Origin of the sequence: Streptomyces sp. NPDC005899, assembly GCF_040629645.1 — a bacterium.
In the GTDB taxonomy this organism is placed as follows: Bacteria; Actinomycetota; Actinomycetes; order Streptomycetales; family Streptomycetaceae; genus Streptomyces.
On sequence record NZ_JBEXWB010000025.1, the window covers coordinates 19,607 to 39,919 of the forward strand.

The following is a 20,313-nucleotide window of genomic DNA, read 5'->3' on the forward strand; positions in this document are numbered from 1 at the left end:
GGCCGCGATCAGATCGCGAGCGCGGTCAGCTCTGCGGTGCGGGCGCGTAGCCGCTCCAGTTCGCCGGCAGGCACCGCCGCCGGTGCCTGGACGTCGGCGGGCACCGCGGCCGGCGGCACGGCCGTGGGGAGGGTGACGTCGTCGTCGCCCAGAACGATGCCCCGGTCGTTGAGCTCGGGACTGAACTTCATCAACGTCAGCCTGCTGACCGGCGCCGCGCACAGCCGTTCGATCGCCGCCGTCAGCTCGTCCGGCTGGATGAGCGGCGCCTGCGCTGCGACCACCGCGCCCCGCTCGCCCTCGGTGGGTGCGTTGTTGAAGCAGTAGCCCAGGTTCAGCACCTTGCCGACAGCACCGTAGTGGCGTTGCACCGTCGGTACGAAGGAATCGAGGAACGTGCAGGCGGCCGCGTAGTTCGCCTGCTTGATGGCTTTGAGGTAGGAGTTGATGGAAGACAGGAACAAGGCGAAATCGAGCGAGTCACCGCCGAACACCTGCATGCACCGGACGCTCGCGTCGACCTTGCCGCGCAGCACGTCCTCGAACTGCGCCTCGCCCATCCGCGCCAGGCTCTCCCCTGAGAACACGAGGCCCGAGTGGATGACGCCGTGCACGGTGCCGAACCGCCGTACGATCTCGTCCTTCGCCGCGCGCAGGGACGCGAGGTCGGTCGCGTCGGACCGCAGGTACAGCGGCGCGGGCCCGTCCGCGCCGGCCGCCCGGGCGACGGCGGCCTCGACGCGCGCGTCCCGCGGCCTGCGTCCGAGCCAGACCACCTGGGCGCGGTAGCGGCGGATCAGGTACTCGCTGATGGCCGTGCCGAGGGCGCCCGCCCCGCCGATGATGACGTAGGTGCCGCCCTGGCGCAGCCCGGACGACGTCGGCGCGGCCGGCTGAACGGTCATCAGCCGCTGGACGTGCCACCGGCCGTCGCGGTGGACACGCAGGTTGCCGTCCGGTTCCGCGGCCAGTCCGAGCACCGCGGCGAGAGAGGACGCCTCGTAGTCCTCGACGTCCACCGCCCGCACCCGCCAGTTCGGGTACTCCTTCGCGGTCGACCCCGCCAGGCCGGCGACACCGGCGTGCGCCGGGTCGACGACCTCGGACTCATGGACGGCGTGCGCCCGTTCGGTGATCAGGGTCAGGCCCAGTGAGCGGTCGCCGTACCCTGCGGCCAGAAGTGCCTTGACCGTGCGGAAGGCGTGCAGTGAGCCGCTGGACTGGTCCTCGACGATGCTCGCACCGGATCGGTCCTCCACAGCGCCGGGAGCCACCCAGATCAGATGGTCGAGTTCCGGGACCGACCGGACGGACTTCTCCAGATCGTCGTACGTACTCCGCCAGGGGTCCGCTACCACGTGCGCACCTGGACAGTGCGTGAGGAGAACGTCCAGCGCCCGCCCGGGGGGCGCGATGATGCCCACCGACGCGGAACTCCGCGGCCACCTCGCGCATTCCGTCTGCCGAACGGGGTCCCACACGGGCAACAGCGTGACGGCGCCACCGTTTGCCGGGTCCGGGTCCGGGGCCGGTTTCTGCTCGGCTCGGCGGCCCGCGATGCCTCGCAGACGCAGGCACACCGTGCCGTCGCCGGTGGCGAGGTCGATGTCGATCCGCTCCGCGCCGCGCGTGTCCCCGGCGCGGCGTACCAGGGCCCACATGGTGGTCGCGCAGGGGGCGAGGACCTCGGCCGACTTGATGGCGAACACCAACCCGACCTGATCGTCGCCGTCGAGCAGGCGCATGCACTGCATCGCCGAGTCCACCAGCGCCGGGTGCGGGACGAGGCCGTCCACGGTCCCTGACGCGGCGCCGGGCAACCGCAGTTCGGCGAGCACCGCGTCCTCGCCGCGGTGCACCGCCACGACCCCCTGGAACGTGGGGCCGTAGGCGATGCCGCGCTCCCGCCACTCGGCGTAGAACCGCAGGGGGTCGAAGTCCGTGGACCGGAAAGCGCGCAGCAGCGCGGGCAGATCGAGCGCCTGCGCAGCCGCCGGCTCCGCGGCGGACACCTCGCCCTGGCAATGCACGACGGGCTCGTCCCCGTCGGACTCCGCGGAGGAGACGCTGAACCGGGTGACGTCGCCGTCCGCGCGAAGAGCCACCTGCAGTGCGCGCGGCACGCCGGAGACCGCGAGGGGTCGCAGGAAGACGATGTCGTCCAGGCGCACCGCGTCGTTCGCGCTCCGCCTCGCCGTCTCGGCGACCCACTGCAGGTACATGGCCCCCGGGGCGATCCCGGTTCCCCGCACCTGGTGTTCACGCAGGTAGAACTCGTCACCGGTGAGGACCACCCCGTCGCGCCGCGGCCGGTCGTTCGCCGCCCCACGGACCGGCAGCGCATAGCGTTCCCGCTCGAAGGGGTAGCCCGGCAGCGGAACGCGGCGGTAGCGGCCGTCGCGGAACAGCTCGGTGAAATCCGGTGTGTCACCGTCGAGGAACCGCTGGGCGAGTGCCTGCACCGTGGAGTCAGTGATCTGCGCCGGATCGTCCTGCCCGGAGAGCCAGGTGGTGCACCGGTTCTCCAGTTCCGCGATGTCCCGGACCACCCGCGCCCATCGGTGGCGCAGGTGCCTGCGGCCGAGCAGGAGTGTGTGGCTCACCTCACCCACGTCGAGGCCGGGGTGCTCGCGGCAGTGGCGCGCGAGCCGGGCCACCTGTTCACGCAGGGCGTGCTCGGTCGCCGCGGACACCGCGATCAACCGCGGCCCGTCCTGCCTGCTCCGGGGCGGCGTGGGCGGCTTCGGCGCCTGTTCGAGCACGGCGTGGGCGTTGGTCCCGCTCGCGCCGAGCGACGTGACGGCGGCGCGCCGCTTGCCGCCTTCCGGCACGTCCCACCGCCTCGGCTCCGTGTGCACGAAGAACGGGCTGCCGTCCAACGTGACACTGGGGTTCGTCTCCGTGTGGTGGGGCAGACCGGGGATCACCTCGTGCCTCATCGCCAGCAGCGACTTGATGACGCCGATCACGCCGGCCGCGGCCTGCGCGTGCCCGACGGAGGCCTTCGTGGAGCCGAGCGAGCAGAACCGCTCGGCGTCCGTGAAACCGCGGAACGCGCGGTCCAGCGCCCGGAATTCCACCGGATCGCCGAGCTTGGTTCCGGTGCCGTGTGCCTCGACCAACCCGATCCCCGCGGGGTCGATGGCGAAGTCCTGGTAGATCTGCCGGATCAGCCGTTCCTGCGAGGTGCCGTTCGGCGCGACGATCCCGTTCGTCGTCCCGTTGTGGTTGATCCCGATGCCGCGGATCACGCCGTGGATGTGGTCGCCGTCCGCCTCGGCGTCCGAGAGCCGCTTGAGGACCAGGGCACCGACTCCCTCGGCGGGCACGAATCCGTCGGCCGCCCGGTCGAACGAGCGGCACCGGCCCGTCGGGGAGAGCATCCCGGCCCGCGACGCCGCCAGGTACAGCCGCGGCGAGTTCTGGACGTAGACCCCGCCCGCGATCGCCGTGGTGACCTCGCCCGCCCACAGCGCCTGGCACGCCAGGTAGAGGGAGACCAGCGAGCTGGAGCATGCGGTGTCGACCGCCATCGCCGGCCCGTGCAGGTCCAGGTAGTACGCGATGCGGGACGGCACGAGCGAGTTCATGTTGCCCCACAGTGCCTGGCCCGGGTAGTCGGACGGCACCGTCATGTCCATGTAGTCGCCCGCGGCGCAGCCCACATAGACACCGCACCGGTCGCGGTCGAGCGAGTCGCCCGCGTGGCCCGCGTCCTCGAGCGCCCGCCACGCTTCCTGGAGGAACAGCCGCTGCTGCGGCTCCATGTAGACGGCCTCCGCACCGGAGATCCCGAAGAAGAGCGGGTCGAACTCGTCGACGCCGTCCAGGAGACCGCCGTCCAGGCACACGCTGCCCAGCGACTCGAGGTCCCAGCGGGACACCTTCGAGACGGCGTCGCGGCCGGAGACCATCAGGTCCCAGAACTCGTCGGCATCCCGGGCGCCCGGGAACCGGCCGCTCATGCCGACGATCGCGACGGCCTCCCGGCCACCGCCCGACGGTCCGGACACCGCGGACGGCACGGATACCACCGACGGCACCGATCGCGCGGACGGCACGGATGCCACCGACGGCTCAGGCACCGCGGACGGCCCGGGCACTACCGACGGCACGGGCACCGTCGACGGCTCAGCTACCACCGACGGCACGGGCACCGTCGACGGCTCAGCTACCACCGACGGCTCAGGCACCACCGACGGCTCGGGCACAGCGGCCGCCAGGGCGGCGCCCTCCTCGTCGAGGACGAAACGCGTCAGCCGCCTGATCGACGGGTGCTCGAACAGCACGCTCGGATCGAGGTCGGTGCTCAGCGACTCGTTGAGCCGGTGCACCAGGGAGACGCCGGTGAGCGAGTCCAGTCCGTAGTCGGCGAAGGGCTTGTCGGCCGCGAGCTCGTCCGCTGTCAGCTTCAACGTCTCGGCTAGGGCCCGCTCGACAGCGGCGCGGACGTGCTCCTCGACCGATCCGGGCGCGGCAGGCCGAGGGGCCCGGGACGGGACGGGCGAGCCGGCGCGCGCCAGGATCACCTGCTGGCCCAGGACGCGAGCCGGCTCAGCCAGCAGTTCGACCGTCTCGAACCCGCACTCCCGCATCACTTCGCGCCACGATTCCGTGGACAGCGCCGGTCCGCCCTGGATACGCCGTCCGTCCCTGGGCCGCCACCACCCTTCGAGGAGCCCGAAGGTCAGGTGCGACCACCAGTCGTTCCGGGCCAGCTCGTTGAGTACGAGGACTCCGCCGGGCCGTAGCAGTGCCCGGGCGTGACCCACTGCCCGCACGATGTCCTCGGTGGCGTGCAGGACGTTGTTGGCGATGACGATGTCGTAGTCACCCACGGCAAGTCCCTGCGCGTCGGGCTCCCTCTCCACGTCGAAGGTCGCGAAGGACAAGTAGGGCACGTGGCCGGCGAACCGCCGCTCCGCGTCGATCAGGAACGCCTTCGAGATGTCCGTGTAGCAGTACTCGGCGAGGTCGCGGCCCGTCAGTCGGTCGAAGACGCGCTCGCTGGTGCTGCCGGTGCCCGCTCCGATCTCCAGCAGCCGGATACCGTCGCGGCGGCGGGCGTCCACCTCCGCGCGCACCGCGTCGGCCGTCACGTCGTTGAAGTAGTCGGCCGTCGGGTTCCCCCGGTACGCCGGTTCGACCAGCTCGAACGAGCCGCCGGGGAACATCACCGCCGTGGCCTTCGTCCGCCCGGACAGGATCGCGGGCAGGGCCTCGACCATGCGCTCGGTCAGGCCGGTCTTGGCCGCCAGCTCCGGATCTCCGGCCCGGACGTCCTTCCACGCGCGCCAGGTGCGCCGCGCCTGTTCGAGGTCCGGCACGCTCTTCCCGGGCGCCACGAAGTCGCCCTCGCGCACGAGTTCTCCGTGGCTGAGCAGCACGGTCACCGTACGGTCGAGCCACTGGGCGAAGGGCGGCGTGACCCCTTGCCCGACCAGGTCGCTCAGGTCGCGACGCACGGGCGCGTGGAAGAGCCCTGCCGCCACCAGCTGTGCGAGCACGAGCGGGCGCGAGAGGCTGTCCATCTCGTCCGTCGCGGACGTCCGACCGGACAGGAACGTCTCGACGCTCTCGGGGCCGGCCGCGGCCACGAGCGACGACGTCGCGTCGAGCGGGTCGGTGGCCCGGGGAGCCGGCACCGCCTCGGCGGTCGGCCAGAAGCGCTTCGCGGCGAACGGGTACGTCGGCAGGCTCACCCGCACCGGCGGGTTCGCGCCGTGGTAGGCGTGCCACTCGACGTCGACGCCGTTGACCCACAGGGGCGCGATCTTGTCCCACTCCCCGTGTGCGAGCCACCCGGCGACCAGGTCCCGCAGCTCCCCGGGGTGCTCGAAGAGGCCGAGCAGCGTGTCCTCAGGCCGTCGGGCCGTCCCTTCGAACACCGCTGCGCGCGCCCCGCGCCCGACGTACTCGTCAAGGGCTGCGATCAGCCCGTCGAGGTCGTCGACGACGAAGACCACTCGTTCGGTCATCGCCCGCCGCCCGACCTGCAGCGTGTACGCGAGCGATGCCAGATCGCCGTGCGCGTCCCGGTATCCCGGCAGGAAGTCCAGGAGCTGGCGCGCGAGGACGGCGAGCCGCTCCCCGTCACGGGCCGAGAGGACCACCGCCTGGGGTCCGGGGCGGTCGGCGGCGCGCGCGCCGGTCGGCGCTTGTTCCAGCACCGCGTGCGCGTTGGTGCCGCCGATCCCGAAGGAGCTCAGTCCGGCCCGCGCGGGCTCGTCGCCGTCCAGCGGCAGATTCCGGTCGGCCACGAAGAACGGCGTCTCGTCCCACGCGATCTGCGAACTCGGCACGTCGCAGTGCAGGGTCCGCGGAACCTCGCGGTGCTGAAGGGACAGGGCCACCTTGATGAGGCCGGCGATCCCCGCGGCCGCGTCCAGGTGGCCGATGTTGCTCTTGACCGAGCCGATGCCGCAGTACCGGCTGCGCGCCGTGTGGTGCCGGTACGCCTCGGTCAGAGCCGCGACCTCGATGGGATCGCCGAGCTTCGTGCCCGTGCCGTGCGCTTCGACGTAGCTGATCGTCGACGGGTCCACGCCCGCCTTGTCCAGCGCCTTGCGGATCACCTCGGTCTGGCCGCGTACACCGGGCGCGTAGAACCCGGCCTTGTCGCCGCCGTCGTTGTTCACCGCGATGCCGCGGATCAGGCAGTAGATGTGGTCTCCGGCGGCGATCGCCTCACCGGCGCGCTTGAGGACGACCACGCCGACACCCTCGCCGCCGGACATGCCGTCGGCGCCGTCGGCGAACGCGCGGCTGCGCCCGTCGCTCGAGAAGTTCAGGCCCGGCTGGTGCACGTATCCCAGTTCCCCGGCGGAGAACAGGCTGGCCGCGCCGACGACCGCCTGGTCGGCGTCGCCGGCCAGGAGTCCCTGACAGGCGACGTGCACCGCGCTCAGCGCCGAGGAGCAGTTGGTGCTCACCGCCATGCTGGGGCCGCGCAGGCCAAGCTTCGTGGAGATCATCGTGGGCACCGTGCCGCCTTGCGCGAACAGCCACGCCGCGTACGTCTCGGAGCTCGCCAGGACCCGCGGGCCCGACGCGTTCGCCATCAGGGCCGGGAGCAGGGCCTGGTAGAAGTTCGTGCTCGTGGACGTGGTGACGCTGGTTCCGGGGACGTCCTCCGGGCGGTAACCGGCGTCCTCCAGGGCCTGCCACGCGTGCTGCAGCAGCAAGCGCGCCTGTGGGTCCATGAGTTCGGCGTCGCGGGGGGAGATGTCGAAGAACGCCGCGTCGAACTCCGCCCTGCCGTCCACGACCGACCGCTGCGGCACGTATCCGGGTCGGGTGATCAGCTCCTCCGGCACTCCGAGCGTGCGCAGTTCCTCAACCGACCATGACGTGCCGCCGCTGCGTCCTTCCACGAGCGCGGACCAGAACTCGCGGTGGTCCACGGCTCCCGGGAACCGGCAGGAGATGCCGATCACCGCGATCGAATCATCGAGCGAGGCGTCGTCGGCCGCCGGAGTGGCATGGCGTGGATCAGGGTGCCGCTCGGGCTCGACCGCCTGCGCCGCGGGTGCCTGCGCGGCGGGTGCCTGCGCCGCGGGTGCCTGCTCGGCAGGCAGCAGCCCCGTCAGGTGCCGGGCCATCGCCGTGACGGACGGGTGCGCGAAGAGGCTGGTGGGTCGCAACGAGCAGCCGAACTCGCGGTTGATCCGCGCCACCGCTTCGATGGCCGCGAACGAGTCTCCGCCGATGTCGAAGAAGCCCGCGGCACGATCGATGTCACGCGAGCCGAGCACCTCTTCGAAGATCCCGCGCACGGTCCGCTCGATGCCAGGCCGCTCGATGTCCGGCCGCTCGGTGGCAGGCGCGGCCACCGGGCTGTCGGCGGCCGGAAGCGGCACCGCCCGGGCGGCCCGGGTCAGCTGCGCGCGGTCGATCTTGCCGTGTGGCGTGAGCGGAAAGGCGTCCAGGGCCACGAACGCGGCGGGCACCATGTAGGCGGGGAGGGTCTCGGCGAGTTCCGCGCGCAGCAGCGCGGCATCGATCGGCGCGTCCCCGTCCCTTGTGCAGTAGGCCGTGAGCCTGTCCGACAGGCCGACGTGCTCGAGCAGGACGACGCTTCGGCCGATCTCCGGGCGGGCGTCGAGGACCGCCTCGATCTCGCCGAGCTCGATGCGGTGGCCGCGCAGTTTGACCTGGTCGTCCATCCGGCCCAGCACGATGATCTCGCCGTTCGGCAGTCGGCGCGCGAGGTCGCCTGTCCGGTACAGCCGTCCGGGCCCGAACGGGTTGTCCAGGAAGCGCTCGGCCGTCAGCTCCGGCTTCCGGTGGTAGCCCAGGGCCACCCCGTCGCCCGCTATGTGGAGCTCGCCGGTCACACCGACAGGCAGGGGGCTCATGTCCTGGTCGAGGACGTACAGCTGGGTGTTCGCGATGGGGCAGCCGATGGTCACCGGCTCCTCACGGCGCAGCCGCTTGGCCGCCGACCAGATGGTCGTCTCCGTGGGCCCGTACAGGTTCCATGCCTCACCGCGCACCACGAGCTGGTCCTTCAGGCCATCGGGTAACGCCTCGCCGCCGCACAGCATCTTGACGCCCTCGGTGTTCCGCCACCCGACGCGCACCAGCATGGCCCAGGTCGCCGGAGTGGCCTGCATGAGGGTGGGCTCCCAGTCGGCGACCTTCTCGGCCAGCAACGTGGCGTCGGCGACCGTGGCCGATTCACAGACGCAGACCTGCCCGCCGGTGATCAGGGGGAGGTAGAGCTCCAAGGCGGCGATGTCGAAGCTGTGGGTGGTGACGGCCAGCAGCCGATCGCCGGACCCCACTCCCAACGTGTGCGCCATGGCCAGCAGGAAGTTGGTGAGCGCCGCGTGCGGAACCACGACGCCCTTGGGCTTACCGGTGCTGCCCGAGGTGTAGATGATGTACGCGGCCGAGGGTGCCGAGGCTCGCGGGTCCGGCGCACCGGCGGTCGTCTCCCCCGGCGCTGCCCATGCCTGGGCGGCCTGATCACCCTGGCGGTCCGTCGGGTACAGCCGCACCTTCGGCGTCCCCATGGCGGCCAGCCTGTCCAGCACCGCCCCGTGGCAGACGACGAGTCGCGCGCCGCTGTCCTCGACCATGTAGGAGAGGCGTTCGGCCGGCAGCCGGCCGTCCAGGGGCAGGTACACCGCGCCGAGCTTCATGACGGCGAGGAGGGCCACGACGAGGTCGAGCGATCGTTCGTAGCAGACCCCCACGGTGTCCCCGGGCGAGACGCCCCGACGCTCCAGCGCCTGCGTCAACGCCGAGCTGCGGTCCGCGAGTTCGCGATAGGTGAGAGTCCGCTCCCCGCAGGTGACCGCCGGGGCGCCCGGGTTCGCCTCCGCCTGCTCCGCGAAGAGATCCCAGCACGTCCGATGGGTGGGAAAGTCGACCTCGGTGCGGTTCCACGCCTCGATGACGAGGCGCCGCTCCTCCTCGCCGAGGAGGTTCAGCCTGCCTGTCGGCGACCGCCCGTCCGTGTCGAGGATGCTGTCCACCAGGGTGACGAAGTGTTCTGCCATGCCCGCGACGGCGTCGGCCGAGAAGGCGTCGGGGTGGTACTTCCAGTTCACCAGGAACCCGTTACCGGGAGCCACGTCCACCGTGAGGTCGTACTCCCCCAACTGGTACAGGCCGTCGACGAGTTCGAACTCCGGCTCGCCGGTGGCGCGGGCCCGCTCTTCCAGGTGTCCGGAGAGAGCGGAATCCTGGTAGTTGTACACGATCTGGTAAAGAGGCGACCGCGGGTTCTCGCCCCGGGCACCGAGGTCGCCCACGATCCGGTGGAACGGGTAGGTCCCGTGCTCGAGTACGTCGAGCACCGTGGACTGCACGCGCCGGGCGAACGACGTGAACTCCTCGGAGGCGTCCGGCCTGGTCCGGACGGGCAGCGTGTTGACGAAGTAGCCGACGATCGGGTCGAAGTGTTCCGTCGGGCGTCCGGCTACCGGCATCCCGATGACGAGGTCCTCGCTCCCGGTGTACCGGTGCAGCAGGGTCAGGAAGGCCGCCAGGAAGAAGATCCCCGGGCTGATCCCGTGCGAGGCGGCGAAGGCCGCGGCGGCGTCGGCCTGCTCCTTCGGCAGCCGGCTGGTGTGCACCTCCCCCACGTGGGGCGCGTCCGGCGCCAGGGCCACCTGCGAGGGCAACCCCGTGAGGACGCCCGCGCCGGCGAGCTCCCGCACCCAGAAGCCGCGGTCCTCCTCGGCACGCTCACCGGCCAGCAGGTCGCGCTCCCACGCGACGAACTCACCGAAGGAGGGGGAGCCCACCTCGATCGGCACGTCCCGCCCCTCGATCCGCGCCCGGTACGAACTCAGCAGCGTGTCGATGACGAGACGCCCCGACGCTCCGTCGATCACGAGGTGGTGGACGACCAGCAGGACGTACGCCTCGGACGCGGAGCGACGCAGGACAGTCAGCCTGGTCAGGGGATCCCCGGCCAGGTCGAACGGCCGCCGCGCCCTCTCCTGCAGAAGGGGCAGCACTCGCTCGGACGGGATGTCGGAGATGTCCACGTGATCGACGCGGAAGCCGTCCGCATCACCGTGGGACAGACACGGCCCGTCATCCGTCTCGCGCACCGTGGCCGAAAGAAGCGGATGCCGGAAAAGCGTGTCGCGGAATGCGGCCTGAAGCGCCGCAGTGTCCACGTCCGGAAACGACAAGCACACGGGAACGTTGTACGCGTACGTCTCCGGCTCCATCCGGGCAAGCACCCACAGGCCGCGCTGCCCCTCGGACAAGGGGATGTCCACGCGTCTGCCGAGCTCGGCCAGTACCCCCGCCGTCGACATCTCGCCGTCGGCGTACATGCGGGCGAGCGTGCGAAGGTTCATGACGGACTCCTTCCTGCCACACCACCCGGGCATGACGCTGCGGCAGAAGATCGCGAGCCAACGCGAGGACTCCGCCCGGCCCGCACGGAGCGGGCTTCCAGTTGTCTTCCAGCTCCCACTCGTGCACTTCGCCGCCCACGGCCGTTCCCTGCGCGTCGTGGTCGAACATCGTGTCCCTGCACCGGGCCCCGCCCCCCGAGCGGCTCCCGAGGCGGCAACGGCTCCGGATGACGGGCGCCGAAGATCGATCGGCCCGGTGATGCGGCGTACGGTCCCTCGACCGGATCCCACGCGGTGGTGTCGAGCGACTCCGGACGATCCGACCGCTTCGGCACGCTCACCGGCGTGTCGGCCAGGTCGTACGACCAGCCGCGGTGGCAACAGGCGCCAGTGCGGATCGCGCCGAAATGGGCGTCGAACACCAGGGCGCCGCAGCGGGGCACGAGCCGGGCCGGGTGCGGATCCGGGCGGACACACGGCCCCGCTCCCGACGGCGGCGTTGCGCATCGGTGTGCACGGCACGGTCCACCGGCCCACCCTCGGCGTCGACGAGCCCCGGGAGGCCGATCGAACGCGACATCACGGCCGGGCGCTCGATGCCTGCGCGCGGCAGCGAACAGCAGGCGCCCACAGATGTGGCCGTCGGTGTCATGACAATCAGTATGGCCCGCGGCGCGTTGCGTGTTCGCACGTTCGTTCCGATGTGAAGCACGTCACTTATACGTTTCGACCGGCGCCGAGTACGTGATGTGTGCTGCGGCAGAAGCTGGGTTGACAGCATGGAGCCCGGAGCAGGTCGCGCGACGCCTGCTGTCGAAATTACCCGACGCCGAGGACATGCGCATCAGTCCCGAGGCGATCTACCAGGCGCTCCACATCGAGGGGCGTGGTGCGCCGAAACGCGAGCCGGTGGCCTGCTTGCGCACCGGACGGCACTACGTGTCCCACAGGCATGCAGCCGGCAGAAGGTACGGGCCCACGTCGCCGACGAGGGTCCTCCTCAGCGAGCGTCCCGCCGAGGCCTGCTGCTGGGCGGACTCGGGTGGACTCGGAATACGTAGAGATGAGTCTGCGTGTCGGCCTTGTGTCGGCGGCAGCCATTCTTCCCGGTCGGTCCGCAGGGCCGGTCGGCCCCACGGGTTTTCGGGCATACGCACCCACGCTCGCGTCACCTGACCGCGTAACAGCACAGTCGGGTGCCGTGCGACCGGCGTGGCGTTCTTGAAGTCGTTGAACGTGATCGCCCCTTCGATGCCGCACGTAGCCGGCGCACGATCTGATCCCCGGTCGGCCTGCTGGGCCCTCACCTCACCGCTCAACACGGCCCGGTGCTCCGGCCGCGCAGACACCCGCCCCGTTCCGCACCGGCTCGTCCGAGCCCGGCTCGCCAGAAACCCCTGCCGCCCGATCCGCCCCCTGACCTAGGATGTACGAGATCATCTGCGGCCCGACGGGCTTCCGTTCCGCGTCAGCGGACTGAAGAGGACATGCCCCCACCCGCGCGAGTTACTTCGTGCTGCCTGGGGGCATTCCTTGTTGTTCCGCGAGTCCGCCGCGACCGTCGCCGCCCGCAACCTGGAAGGGACGCTGGCGCTGCACCTGATGGAGAACTTCCAGCACACGCACGGCTACCGACCCGGCGCGTCCGAGGTGCGGTCCTGGGAGCGCAGTCTCCCCGCTCTCACCGGTGCACTCCTCGACGCCGGACTCGATGATGTCGAGATGCTGATCGAGTACTCCTTGCCCCTGACCAGCAAGCGCGCCGACGTCATACTGGCCGGGCTCCACCCGTCCACGGGCGAGCCTTCGTACGTCGTCGTCGAACTCAAGCAGTGGAGTCAGGCCTACGCGGAGGAGGAGGACCCCCTGCTCTGCCGGATGGACGCCTACCCGCGTCCCGTACTCAACCCCATCGAGCAGGTCCGCGGCTACTGCTCCTACCTGCTCTCCTTCAACGGTGCGCTGGAGCGGACGCCGGAGGCGGTCGCCGGAGTGGTGTTCCTCCACAACGCGACGGAGTTCGGCATCAGCTCCCTGCGCGAGGTCCCGGAGGACCTGCGGGGCCGGATGTACACCGCCGACCAGCGCGGGGCGTTCCTCGAGTTTCTGCGTTCGCGGCTCTCACCCAAGTCCGGTGCGGCCGCCGCCGACCTGCTTGTCCAGGGCAGGACGCGCCCGTCGAAACAGCTGATGGCCGTGGCAGCGGCCGAGGTCCGCGACCGCGAGCAGTTCATCCTGCTCGACGAGCAGCGGATCGCCTACGAGCTGGTGCTGTCGGCGGTACGCAAGGCGAAGCGGTCGAACCACAAGCAGGTCGTCGTGGTGACCGGCGGCCCCGGTTCCGGAAAGAGCGTCATCGCGCTGTCACTCCTCGGCGAGTTGTACCGGCGCGGGGAGACCGCTCTGCACGCGACCGGTTCGGCGTCGTTCACCAAGACGATGCGCAAGATCGCCGGCGCCCGGAAGCCCGAGGTGCAGCAGCTGTTCAAGTACTTCAACAGTTTCATGGATGCCGAGCCGAACGACCTCGACGTCCTCATCTGCGACGAGGCCCACCGACTCCGCAAGACGTCCGCCAACCGCTACACCAAGGCCGCCCTGCGCAGCGACCGCCCGCAGGTGGCCGAACTGATCGACGCGGCCCGGGTGCCGGTGTTCCTCCTCGACCAGCACCAGGTGGTGCGCCCCGGCGAGATGGGGACCAAGGAGCAGATCAAGGACGCCGCAGCCGCGCGGGGCATCGACTGCGTCGTGGTGGAACTGGACAGCCAGTTCCGCTGCGGTGGCAGCGAGGCCTATGTGAAGTGGGTCGCGGACCTGCTCGGCCTGGAGGGCGGCGAGCCGACCGTCTGGGAGCCGGACGGCAAGGTGCAGTTGCTGACCGCCGACAGCCCGCAGGAGCTGGAGGACTTCCTCGTCGCTCGCCGCGAGGAGGGTGCGGGGAGGAAGTACAGCGCGCGCATGGCGGCCGGGTACTGCTGGAAGTGGACCACGAGAATCACACCGGAGATGACCGAGCTGCCCCGCGACGTCGTCATCGGCAGTTGGTCGCGCCCCTGGAACGTACCCGGCGACCGCTCCCTGTTCGGTGCCCCGGCGGCGCCGTTCTGGGCCAACGATCCGGCCGGTTTCGGCCAGGTGGGCTGTGTGTACACCGCCCAGGGCTTCGAGTACGACTGGTCGGGCGTGATCATGGGTCCGGACCTGGTCTGGCGGACCGACCGCTGGGTGGTGGTCCGTACCGCTTCGAAGGACCCGATCTTCACCAGGGCGACCCCGGACTCCGAGGTCGATCGGCTCATCCGCCACACGTACAAGGTGCTGCTGACCCGCGGGATGGTCGGCACGATGATCTACTCCACTGATCCGGAGACCCGCGAGAAGTTGCGTTCGCTCGTCCACCCGCAAACAGACGTAAGGGTTGCCGTTCCCGCGTGATCCGGTGATCGCGGAAGCTTTGGTCCGTTGTCGTACCCACGCCGTACGAGCGGACCGCACCCGCGTCACCGCCCGGGGCCGCATCACGACCGCACATCGCCGGCGGAGCCGGGGAGAGCGTGAGTGCCCTGTGCGGCCGCGCACCACGGCCCCGGGCAGTCGGTACGGCCGGACATGGTCCGTACAGTCAGGCCTCGCCGACGCCACCCAGGAACGACAACCGCACCTGCCTTCGCGGATTGTCCTTGTTCGTGTCGACCAGGCACACCGACTGCCACGTCCCGAGTTCGAGCCGCCCTCCGATCACCGGCAGAGTGGCGTGCGGTGGCACCAGGGCGGGGAGCACGTGGTCGCGGCCGTGGCCCGGGCTGCCGTGGCGGTGTTGCCACCGGTCGTCGGCGGGGAGCAGGGTCCGCAGGGCGGCCAGGAGGTCGTCGTCGCTGCCGGCTCCGGTCTCCAGGACGGCGATTCCGGCCGTGGCGTGGGGCACGAAGATGTTGAGCAGGCCGTCGCGGCCGTGAGCGGAGTCGGCGAGGAAGCGCTCGCACTCAGCTGTCAGGTCGGTGACCGTCTCGGTCCGTCCGGTGGTGAGGTGCAGAAGATGGGTGGCAAAGGAATCAGGCATGAGCCCATTCTGACGTCGGGGGTGCGGGTGTGCCGAAGGGAAGAACCGCGAGTCACCCGAGGTTGGTAGAAAGGTGAACGAATTTGGGGTGCCTGAGCTGGACGTGGCCGTCATCGGTGCGGGGCAGGCGGGGCTGTCCGCCGCCTACCACCTGCGACGCGCCGGATTCGAGCCGGACCGGCACTTCGTGGTGTTCGACCACGCACCGCGTCCGGGGGGCGCCTGGCAGTTCCGCTGGCCCTCTCTCACGTACGGCAAGGTGCACGGCATGCACTCGCTGCCCGGCATGGAGCTCACGGGCGCTGACGACGGCCGCCCGTCGTCCGAGGTGATCGGAGGGTATTTCGACGCGTACGAGGAGCGCTTCGACCTGCGGGTGCACCGGCCGGTCGGAGTGAGCGCCGTGCGTGACGGGGATGGCGGCCGACTGCTCGTCGAGACGACGGAGGGTGCGTACGCGACGCGTGCTCTGATCAACGCCACCGGCACCTGGGACCGGCCCTTCTGGCCGCGGTATCCGGGCCAGGAAACCTTCCTCGGGCGGCAGTTGCACACCGCGAACTATCCGGGGCCTGCCGAGTTCGCGGGTCTGCGGGTGGTCGTGGTCGGCGGCGGCGCCTCGGGGACACAGCACCTCATGGAGATCGCCGAGGTGGCCGCGGCCACGCACTGGGTCACACGCCGGCCTCCGGTGTTCCGCGAGGGGCCGTTCGGCGAGGAGCAGGGGCGGGCGGCCGTCGCCATGGTGGAGGAGCGCGTACGGCGCGGCCTGCCTCCGCAGAGCGTGGTGAGTGTGACCGGGCTGCCGCTGAACGACGCGGTCCGGCGCGCCCGCGCCGAAGGGGTCCTCGACCGGTTGCCCATGTTCGACCGGATCACCCCGGGCGGGGTGGCATGGGCGGACGGTCGTACGGTCGAGGCGGATGTGCTCCTCTGGGCCACCGGCTTCCGGGCCGCTGTCGATCATCTGGCCCCGCTGCGGCTTCGGGAGGCGGGTGGCGGCATACAGGTCGAGAACACCCGGGCCGTGCGGGACGCGCGGGTCCATCTCGTCGGGTACGGGCCTTCCGCCAGCACGATCGGCGCCAATCGGGCCGGACGCGCGGCGGTCCGTTCGATCACGCGGCTGCTGGACAGCGTGCCGACCTGACGCCTCATACCCGACCGCCGCACGGAGGTTTCGGGCGCTTGCAGCCGGTTCTGCGCCGGACCGGTCCCGGTGGCCGTCGGATGCCCGGCCCGGGCAGCCTGACCGGTGAGCGGCTGGAGGACGGCGAACCCGGCCCACCGGTGCCCCCACGCGTGGATGAGCAGGTCATGCCCCATCCGTCGTCCCGGCCGCTGCCGCCGTACCGGCCGTGGCTCCCGCTGCGGCCACCGCTGCTGCCGTCGTCGTTGCCCGGTGGTGCTGATGGTGGGGTCAGATGGTGGGGTCAGGGGAACCGCATACGAGCAGCGCTCCCACGGGTGGCGATCACCCTCGGGGCGGGCGTGCCACAGCGAGGTGCGCAGCCTCAGGTGATCAGGTAATCAGGTAGTTAGGCGGTCAGGTGGTCGTAGGAGCCAGGTGGCTGTCCCGGCGGATCAGAGCGGCGTACCGGCCGTCCTGCGCGAGCAGTTCGTCGTGCGTCCCCCGCTCGGCCACGCGACCGTCGTCCAGGACGACGATCTGGTCCGCGTCCCGGACGGTCGACAGACGGTGGGCGATGGTGAGGGTGGTGCGGCCCTTCGACAGGGCGTCGACGGCTTGCTGTACGGCGTGCTCCGTACGCGTGTCCAGAGCGCTCGTCGCCTCGTCGAGGATGAGGACGGGCGGGTCCCTGAGGATGGTGCGCGCGATGGCCAGCCGCTGCTTCTCGCCGCCGGAGAAGCGGTAGCCGCGCTCACCGACCAGAGTGTCGTAGCCGTCGGGCAGTGAGGCGATGTGGTCGTGGATCTGAGCGGTGCGGGCCGCGGCCTCGATCTCCTCGGCAGTGGCGTCGGGCTTGGCGAAACGGAGGTTCTCCGCGACCGAGGCGTGGAAGAGGTACGTCTCCTGCGAGACGACGCCGACAGCCCGGGCGAGCGTGTCGAAGGCCAGGTCGCGCACGTCGACGCCGTCGATCGTGACCCGGCCTCCTGTCACGTCGTACAGCCGCGGCACCAGATAGCTGAGGGTGGACTTGCCGGATCCGGTGGGGCCCACGACGGCCAGACTCGTGCCGGCGGGCACCGTCACGTCGATGCCGCTCAGGGTGGGACCGCTCGTCTCGTCATAGGCGAAGGTGACGTCGTCGAAGGAGACCTCGCCACGGATCCTCTCGAGCCGTACGGGCTTCCCGGGCTCGGTGATGTCCACCTCGAGGTCGAGGTACTCGAAGATCCGCTGGAAGAGGGCCAGGGACGTCTGCATCTGGACACCGGTGGACAGCAGGCTCACGGCGGGCCGGAACAGCCCCTGCTGGAGCGAGACGAAGGCCACCAGTGTGCCGATGGAGACGGCGGTGGCGCCCGACTGGAGGGTGAGCCCGGCGGCCCAGTAGATGACGGCGGGCATGGCGGCCATCACGATGCCGATCGTCGACATCCGCCAGCGGCCGGCCATGTTGGAGCGCACTTCGAGGTCGACCAGTCGCTCCGACTCCTCGGCGAACCCCTGGGTGAGCGAGTCCGAGCGGCCCATGGTGCGGCCGAGCAGGATGCCGCTGACGGACAGCGACTCGGTCACGGTGGCGGCCATGGCCGCCATCTGCTTCTGGCGCTGCGTGGTGATCCTCTTGCGCTCGCGGCCGACGCGGCGGCTGATCCACACGAAGACCGGCAGCAGGAGCAGCGAGACGACGGTGAGGCGCCAGTCGAGGGCGAGCATGGCGACCACCGTGGCGATGACCGCGGTGAGGTTGGAGACCAGCGAGGTCGCGGTGGAGGTCACCGTGGCCTGCATGCCGCCGATGTCGTTGGCGATGCGGGACTGGACCTCGCCCGTGCGCGTTCTGGTGAAGAAGGCGAGCGGCATCCGCTGCAGCTGGGTGTAGACGGCGGTGCGCAGATCGTGCATGACGCGCTGGCCGACCGTCGTGGAGATCAGGGTCTGCAGGACGCCGAAGACGCTGTTCGTCACGGCGGTGAGGATCATGCCGAGGGCGAGCAGCGTGAGGAGTCCCGTGCGCCCCTGGGGAATGGCGGTGTCCAGGATCTCCCGGAGGAGGAACGGCGAGGCGACCGACACGAGCGAGGATGCGCCGACCAGCAGCCCGACCACCGCGAGCCTGCCGCGGTACGGGTGGAAGAGCCGGAAGATGCGGCGGAGTTCGGCGGGCGGCTGCTTCGCAGCTCCTGCGGGCGGTGTCCACAGGGGTTCGTCGGGTTTCATGGGCTCCTTCGACAGCATGTGGCCGACGGGCGCGGGATGGGGGCGCACGGCGGATGGCGAGCACGATCGAGAGCTTAGCTCACTGTTACCTCTACTCACAATGAACGAGGTCCTGATATTGTTCCCACATGGAATCCCCCGACTCCGACGGCCTCCTCGCCGAGCAGCTGCTGCGACTGACGCGCCGGCTCCAGCGCATCCAGGGGCGCCAGCTGGAGCCGATAGGCATCACGCCGGCGCAGTTCCGCCTGCTGCGCACGGTCGCGCACTTCGACGGCCCGCCCCGGATGGCCGACCTGGCCGCCCGGCTGGACGTGGTCCCGCGCGCGGTGACCACCCTCGTGGACGGCCTGGAGGCGAGCGGCCGGGTGCGCCGCGTCCCTGATCCGACCAACCGCCGGGTGGTCCGCGTCGAGATGACGGGGGAAGGTCGGGCTGTGCTCCGCTCGCTCCGCGACGCCCGCAAGGCCGCCGCGGAGGAGATCCTGGCTCCGCTGACCACCGAACAGCGCGAGGTGCTGGGTGGTCTGATGACCACTCTGGTCGAGGGGATGCCGGAGCGCCGCTGCTGACGCCGTGAGCAGCCGCGGCGCGGCGGCCTGCTCCCGCTCCCTGCTCCCCCGGCGCCTCGTCCCCTGCTCCCCCGCCGTCTCGCCCCCTTCTCCCCTGCGGGGTCCCCTTGCTTCCTCGGCGCGGCAGGCCGGCTCCGACCGTCCGGTGGCGCCCGTGGGCCGCTGCCGCCGGACTCCACCACCACCCCCGCGCGATTAATCGGTTGCCCGTCAGGGGTGCGGGACGCGAACCTTGCACGGTTTGGTCCCCCTGTCGCACGAGGCCCCCTCGGGCCTGCGCTCTTCCGATCCTTGGAACGTCATGCAGATTCGCGATCTTCCGTACTCGGATCCCGGCGACCCCGATGTCCGTTCAGGCCCACGTCTCCTGCTCTGGCTCGGGCGCAGTCAGCTCAGCGGCCAGCTCAAGTCCCTCGGCTGGGGGTTGCTGCACCAGTGCGCGATCGCCGGACTGCCGCTCACGGTGGGGCTCGCCGTCCAGGCCGTCATCGAACGGTCCGGCAGGGGCCTGGCCTTCGCCGGGACCCTCCTCGTGCTGCTGGGTGTCCTCATCGCGGTGGGCGACACGATGCTCCACCGGACGGCGGTCACCAACTGGATCACCGCCGCGGCGCGCGTCCAGCAGTTGCTGGCCCGCAAGACGGCCGAGCTCGGTTCGGCGCTGACCCGGCGGGTGGCGGCCGGCGAGGTCGTGGCCGTCTCCACGGGCGACGTGGAGAAGATCGGATGGTTCGTCGAGGCGCTCTCCCGCTTCGTGGCCGCCGCCACCGCGCTCGTCCTGATCTGCGTCGGGCTCGTCCTCTACCTGCCCGCCCTCGGGGTCCTGGTGGCCGTCGCCCTGCCCGTCCTCGCGCTGGCCGTCCTCCCCCTGCTCCCCCGGGCCACCCGGCGGGCGGATATGCAGCGCGAGAAGGCGGGCCGGGCCACCGAGCTGGCCTCCGACACCGTCGCCGGGCTGCGGGTGCTGCGCGGTATCGGCGGCGAGGAGCTGTTCCTCGGCCGTTACCGGCGCGCCTCCCAGGAGGTCCGGGAGGCCGCCGTGCGCAGCGCGCGGATGTGGGCGCTCATCTCCGCCCTCCAAGTGCTCCTGCCCGGGGCACTGCTGATCTCGCTCGTCTGGTACGGGGCGGCGCTGGCCCGGGACGGCCGGATCGAGGTCGGTCAACTGGTCACCGTCTACAGCGCGGCGACGCTGATGCTCTTCCCCTTGCGCCACTTCGAGGAGATCGCCATGGCGTACTCCTTCTCCAAGCCGTCGGCGCAGCGTGCGGTGCGGGTCCTGTCGCTACGGCGCAGCGCCCGCACCTCGACGGCGGACGCGACGGCGCCTGAGGGTGATCTGTACGACCCGGTGACCGGGCTGATGGCCCCGCGGGGCCTGTTCACGGCCGTGGTCTGCGGGGACCCGGACGAGGCGGGACGGCTGGCGGAGCGTCTCGGTGGGCACGCGGAGACCGGCGACCCGCCTCCCGCCGGTGCCGGGGCGATGCCACGCGACGCGTC

The 20,313-nt window shown here is 71.0% G+C and carries 7 protein-coding genes and 1 pseudogene; 5 read left to right on the plus strand and 3 right to left on the minus strand.

Going from position 1 to position 20,313, the window contains the following annotated elements:
• Positions 1 to 8: 8 nt before the first annotated feature.
• On the minus strand, positions 9 to 10,823 hold the full coding sequence (locus ABZ371_RS05725; protein ID WP_358673955.1) for an amino acid adenylation domain-containing protein: 10,815 nt from the start codon (positions 10,821 to 10,823) through the stop codon (positions 9 to 11).
• A 777-nt stretch (positions 10,824 to 11,600) separates the two neighbouring features.
• Between ABZ371_RS05725 and ABZ371_RS05730 the strand changes: the two are divergent.
• Together ABZ371_RS05730 and ABZ371_RS05735 are read left to right on the plus strand one after the other, a co-directional pair.
• Positions 11,601 to 11,756, plus strand: a pseudogene (locus tag ABZ371_RS05730) (IS30 family transposase); the annotation flags it as partial.
• A 600-nt stretch (positions 11,757 to 12,356) separates the two neighbouring features.
• The gene (locus tag ABZ371_RS05735) at positions 12,357 to 14,261 is read left to right on the plus strand and encodes a DUF2075 domain-containing protein (RefSeq protein ID WP_358673958.1); all 1,905 of its coding nucleotides are present in this window, start codon (positions 12,357 to 12,359) and stop codon (positions 14,259 to 14,261) included.
• Positions 14,262 to 14,448: 187 nt separating this feature from the next.
• Here ABZ371_RS05735 and ABZ371_RS05740 read toward each other — a convergent pair whose 3' ends face one another.
• The gene (locus ABZ371_RS05740) at positions 14,449 to 14,886 is read right to left on the minus strand and encodes a secondary thiamine-phosphate synthase enzyme YjbQ (protein ID WP_358673961.1); all 438 of its coding nucleotides are present in this window, start codon (positions 14,884 to 14,886) and stop codon (positions 14,449 to 14,451) included.
• 88 nt (positions 14,887 to 14,974) lie between these two features.
• On the opposite strand from ABZ371_RS05740, the gene ABZ371_RS05745 reads away from it, so the two are divergent.
• Positions 14,975 to 16,036, plus strand: coding sequence for an NAD(P)-binding domain-containing protein (locus ABZ371_RS05745; protein ID WP_358673964.1), 1,062 nt, complete (start codon positions 14,975 to 14,977; stop codon positions 16,034 to 16,036).
• A gap of 396 nt (positions 16,037 to 16,432) precedes the next feature.
• On the opposite strand, the gene ABZ371_RS05750 is transcribed toward ABZ371_RS05745, so the two are convergent.
• Complete coding sequence (locus ABZ371_RS05750) at positions 16,433 to 18,238, minus strand: ABC transporter ATP-binding protein (RefSeq protein ID WP_358673967.1); 1,806 nt, start codon at positions 18,236 to 18,238, stop codon at positions 16,433 to 16,435.
• A gap of 128 nt (positions 18,239 to 18,366) precedes the next feature.
• On the opposite strand from ABZ371_RS05750, the gene ABZ371_RS05755 reads away from it, so the two are divergent.
• Together ABZ371_RS05755 and ABZ371_RS05760 are read left to right on the plus strand one after the other, a co-directional pair.
• Positions 18,367 to 18,810, plus strand: coding sequence for a MarR family transcriptional regulator (locus ABZ371_RS05755; protein WP_358673970.1), 444 nt, complete (start codon positions 18,367 to 18,369; stop codon positions 18,808 to 18,810).
• Positions 18,811 to 19,111: 301 nt separating this feature from the next.
• The coding region (locus ABZ371_RS05760; RefSeq protein ID WP_358673972.1) for an ABC transporter transmembrane domain-containing protein at positions 19,112 to 20,313 on the plus strand (1,202 nt) is incomplete at its 3' end.